Genomic DNA, 2688 nt, shown 5'->3' with positions numbered 1-2688 from the left:
CCCAGTTGCGCCTGGGCCGCAACGCCACCGCCATCTACCAGGACCTGGTGGACCTGCACGGCTTCGATGGCGCCTACAACTCCGTCAAGCGCTTCGTGGCCCAACTGCGCCACAAGGAGCCCGAGCAATTCGACCGCCTCTCGTTTACTCCCGGCCAAGAGATGCAGGTCGACTACGGCGAGGGCGCGCCCACCCGCGTGCCCGGCAGCAACCGGTATCGCAAACCCCGCCTGTTCGTGGCCACGCTGCGTTACTCGCGGCGCAGCTTCCGGCGCGTGCTCTGCAATTCCGGCCAGCAGATCTGGGCCGAGCTGCACGAGCCCGCCCTCAATCCTGTTGATGCCGCCACGCTGGCCCACTGCGAGGTGGTAGCCGACCCAGCCCGCGTGCGTGGGCCCAACCGCAAGGGCACGGTGGAGAACGCTATTTAGCACACCCAGGCCACCGCGCTCGAGGGCCGGCGCTTCGAGACGATCGAGGAGCAGAACGCCTTTCTGGAGCACTGGGAAGCGAAGTGGGCGGCCTCTCGCATCCATGGCGCAGAGCGCCGCCAGGTGCAGGCCATGTTCGAGGAGGAGCGCGCCCACCTGCAGCCACTGCCCTTGACCGGCATGCAGTACTTCAGCGAGGTGCAGCGTACGGTCTGCGACGACAGTTGCGTGCGCATCGACCACAGCAGCTACGCAGCCCGCCCTGCGGTGATTGGCTCCAAGGTGCTGGTGCGGATCTTTGAGCGGCGCATCGAGATCCGTGACCTGCGCACCCAGGCTTTGCTGCGCACCCACGCTCGCGTGGAGCGGCCCGGCACCGTGGTGTTGCCCATGGCCGAGCGCGTGTTCAACCCCTCGCGCGAGACCCGCTTCATCCTCAGCCAGGCGCGTGCCATCGGCCCCCAGGCGGCACGACTGTGCGAGATGCTGTTCGCCATCGAAGGCCGGGTCGGCCAGCGCAAGCTCTGGGGCGTCGTCAACCTGGCGCGGCGCTACCCGCACCGGTTCATCGACGCGGCCTGTGGCGCCGCCATGGAGCAAGGGGTTCACAGCTACCGCCACGTCAAGGCGCTGACCGAGCGGCTCGTCGCCGATGCCCTGGCGGCCCTGGAAGCCGTCAGCCCAGCACCGTCGGCCGCAGCATCAATGCTGACCTAGCAACATGCACTCATCCGCAGTGCCGATGAATACGGCGATCTGTTCACTCACGCCGCCACCGCCACCCAATCCTGCGAGAGCAACCAGCCATGAACATGAACGAGATCGAACGCGCCCTGCGCGAATTGCGCCTCTGCGGCATCGCCGAGACCTTGTCCACCCGCGTGATGCAGGCACAGGCCGCCCAGCAACCCTTCCTGGAGACCTTCGCTGCCATGCTGCAAGATGAGTTGGACCGGCGCCGCTCTGGCCTGACCGAGCGCCGCTTCAAACGCTCGGGTCTGGATGATCGCCCCTCGCTGGCCGACTTCGACTGGCGTTTCAACCCGAAGCTGCCGCGCAGCGCCTGCTTCGAGTTGCACACCCTGAAGTTCATCGGTGAGGGCGCCAACGCGCTGATCATCGGCAAGCCCGGCACCGGCAAGAGCCATGCGGCCAAGGCAGTGGCCTACCAGGCCACGCTGCAAGGCTACGACGTGCGCTACGGGGAGGCCGACACCGAGTTCGCCCGCTACGGGCTGGCCAGCACACAAGAGCAGGCGGAGCAGCTCAAGGCCTGGGTCGAGCCGGACCTGCTGGTGCTGGACGATCTGTTCCTGGCCCGGCGCATCGCCGACATCAGCGCCGAAGCCACCACCATCCTGGACCGGCTCATGCACCGCTGCGCGATGCTGCAGTTCGAGGGCAAGAGCTACCGTTTGAAGGAGGCCGCCTCACGCATCGCCGTCACGCCCGTATAGTCACCATCCGACCGTCCTGCCTGGAGCAGTTTGACCGGCCATAAGTGGAGCAGTTTGGGGTGGCCATCGGGGCCTGCGCCTCGGGCAGGCGGAACATGCGCGGCTTGGGGTTGCCCGGTTGCGCCAGCGGCGTGACGGTGCCCACTTCGACGAAGCCAAACCCCATGGCGGCAAAGGCGTCGATGCAGCGCGCGTTCTAGTCCAGCCCTGCGGCCAGGCCCACGCGGTTGGGAAAGCTCAGGCTCGCAACCGTCACCGCATCATCGATGCGCGACTGGGCCCAGGCGCAGGCCAGCGGCGTGTGCTGCAGGCGCTCCAGGCCGCGCAGGGTGAGGTCGTGAGCGGCTTTCGGGTCGAGGCGAAACAGCAGCGCGCGTGCGGGCGCGCAGGGCAGAAGGGACATCGGATAATGGAGCCGCTGAACTGCGGAGATCGTCGCAAATGACCCAGGACGAACTCAAAACGCTGGTCGTCCAAGCCGCGCGGCAATGCGTCACCCCCGGTGAAATCGTCGGCGTGGGAACGGGATCGACGGTGAACAAGTTCATCGAGGCACTGGCGACGATGAAGGGGCAGATCATCGGCGCAGTGTCGAGTGCAGAGGCCTCCACCGCGCGGCTATAGGCCGCGGGCATCCCGGTGTTCGACTGCAACGGGGCGGAAGAGCTCTCGGTCTACATCGATGGCGCCGGCGAGATCGGCGCCCACGGCTACATGATCAAGGGCGGCGGCGCGGCGCTCACGCGCGAGAAGATCGTCGCCGCGCAGTCACGTCGCTTCGTGTGCATTGCCGATGCGTC

General features: G+C 67.1%; 1 protein-coding gene and 3 pseudogenes. 3 read left to right on the top strand and 1 reads right to left on the bottom strand.

Annotation, left to right across the window (positions count from 1 at the left end; genetic code table 11):
- Both P3W97_RS05060 and P3W97_RS05055 read left to right on the top strand, forming a co-directional pair.
- Nucleotides 1-1145: pseudogene (locus P3W97_RS05060) on the top strand (IS21 family transposase); the annotation flags it as partial.
- Nucleotides 1146-1237: 92 nt separating this feature from the next.
- On the top strand, nucleotides 1238-1888 hold the full coding sequence (locus tag P3W97_RS05055) for an ATP-binding protein (protein ID WP_300844385.1): 651 nt from the start codon (nucleotides 1238-1240) through the stop codon (nucleotides 1886-1888).
- Between the two features lie 70 nt (nucleotides 1889-1958).
- Here the strand turns inward: P3W97_RS05055 and P3W97_RS05050 are convergent.
- Nucleotides 1959-2291 (bottom strand): annotated as a pseudogene (locus tag P3W97_RS05050) (quinone-dependent dihydroorotate dehydrogenase); the annotation flags it as partial.
- Nucleotides 2292-2329: 38 nt separating this feature from the next.
- On the opposite strand from P3W97_RS05050, the pseudogene P3W97_RS05045 reads away from it, so the two are divergent.
- A pseudogene (locus P3W97_RS05045) lies at nucleotides 2330-2688 on the top strand (ribose-5-phosphate isomerase A); the annotation flags it as partial.

It is taken from the genome of Tepidimonas sp., from assembly GCF_029335975.1.
Lineage (GTDB): Bacteria > Pseudomonadota > Gammaproteobacteria > Burkholderiales > Burkholderiaceae_C > Tepidimonas.
This window is presented reverse-complemented; position numbering and strand designations above follow the sequence as displayed.

Coding starts and splice junctions, on each gene's coding strand:
- P3W97_RS05055 (WP_300844385.1), top strand. CDS start 1,238: ATGAACATGAACGAGATCGAACGCGCCCTGCGCGAATTGCGCCTCTGC.